The organism is Amnimonas aquatica (assembly GCF_002943415.1).
GTDB classification, from domain to species: Bacteria; Pseudomonadota; Gammaproteobacteria; order Pseudomonadales; family Moraxellaceae; genus Perlucidibaca; species Perlucidibaca aquatica_A.
The window spans coordinates 1-1,344 of the sequence record NZ_PTQZ01000326.1 but is presented as its reverse complement, the minus strand read 5'-3'; the positions used below and the strand labels follow the sequence as shown (position 1 = coordinate 1,344).

Below are 1,344 nucleotides of genomic sequence, written 5' to 3'. Positions count from 1 at the left end.
GCCTGCACGCGCTGATCGGCCGCAATGTCTACTACGAGCTGGTCGGGCTGGGGGAGAGCGGCCCCGCGCCGTCAGGTGACGATGGCGCCGGAGCGACGGGCGAGGATGGACGCGGCGCCGGCGGACGCGAGGCGCTGCTGGTGGAGAGCGCCGGCGAGCGTTTCGTCATCGGGCATTTCTGAGCCGGCGAGCGCATGGCACGGGGCCGGCGACGCTCGCCGGCCCCGGTCGGGCCTCGTTTCAGCCGGCGTTCGCCAGCGCGGGGTCGACGTTCGCCGCCGGCTGCGCGCGGCGCGGCGCATCCAGCGCCTTCAGGATGCCGGCATCCTGCCCGTAGACGTCGGGCTTGAACGAGACATAGCCGTCCGCCCCGATATCCACGGTCCAGTACGCGATCAGGATGGGCACGCGCTTGCTCAGGTTGACGTTGCGGGTCTTGCCGTCCGAGAGCGCCTGCTCCAGGCCGGCGGCGCTCCACTTGGCGGCGTCATCCATGAGCAGCACCACCAGCTGGGCGATGTTCTCGACACGGATGCAGCCGGAGCTGAAGGCACGCTGGCTGGCGCTGAAGTGACCCTGGTGCGGGGTGTCGTGCAGGTAGATCGCGTAGTCGTTGGGGAAGCGGATCACCAGCCGGCCGAGCGCGTTGCCGGGACCGGCGTCCTGGCGCAGCAGGATGTTGCCCGGGCTGGCCCAGTTCACCGAGGCCGGCGACAGTTCGCGGCCGCTGCGGGCGTCGAGCACGCGCAGGCGGTTCTTCGCCAGGTAGCCGCGGTCGCGGCGTATGGCCGGCAGCGAATCGTTGCGGAAGATGGTCGGCGGCACGGTCCAGGTCGGGTTCAGCGTCACGTGCGACACCACCGACTGGAAGATCGGCGTCTGCCGCACGGTCTTGCCGATCTGCACGCGCGACTGCCAGACCGTCTGGCCATCGCGCTGGTAGAGGATGCGGTAGCCGGCGAGGTCGACGATCAGCGCGCGTTCGCGGTCCTGGCGCTCGAACCAGCGCAGGCGTTCGAGGTTGGCGCGCAGCTGGCCGATGCGCTGGCTGACCGGAATGTTCAGCTCGCGCACGGTGCCGGCGCCGACCGCGCCGTCGGCATCGAGGTAGGACTCGCGCTGGAAGCGCTGCACGGCATCGCGCAGGGCATTGTCGTAAAGCTCGGGATCGGCGGCATCCGGGCGTGACAGCAGGCCGGCCAGGTGCAGGCGCTGGCGCAGCAGCGGCACGCGTGCATCGCGCATGCCCGGCTTCAGTGTGTCACCGGCGGGAATCTGCGGCCATTCGCCGTGCTCCAGCAGCAGGCCGCGATAGCGGGCGAGGGCGCTGCGCACCACGTTGTA

2 protein-coding genes are annotated in these 1,344 nt (G+C 70.8%); one reads left to right on the top strand and one right to left on the bottom strand.

The genetic code is table 11. The features are described 5' to 3' along the window. Window positions 1–182: hypothetical protein (locus C5O18_RS10585; protein WP_158249330.1), on the top strand; the 182-nt coding region annotated here is incomplete at its 5' end. A gap of 58 nt (window positions 183–240) precedes the next feature. Here C5O18_RS10585 and C5O18_RS09610 read toward each other — a convergent pair. Continuing rightward, the coding region (locus tag C5O18_RS09610) for a L,D-transpeptidase family protein (RefSeq protein WP_158249329.1) at window positions 241–1,344 on the bottom strand (1,104 nt) is incomplete at its 5' end.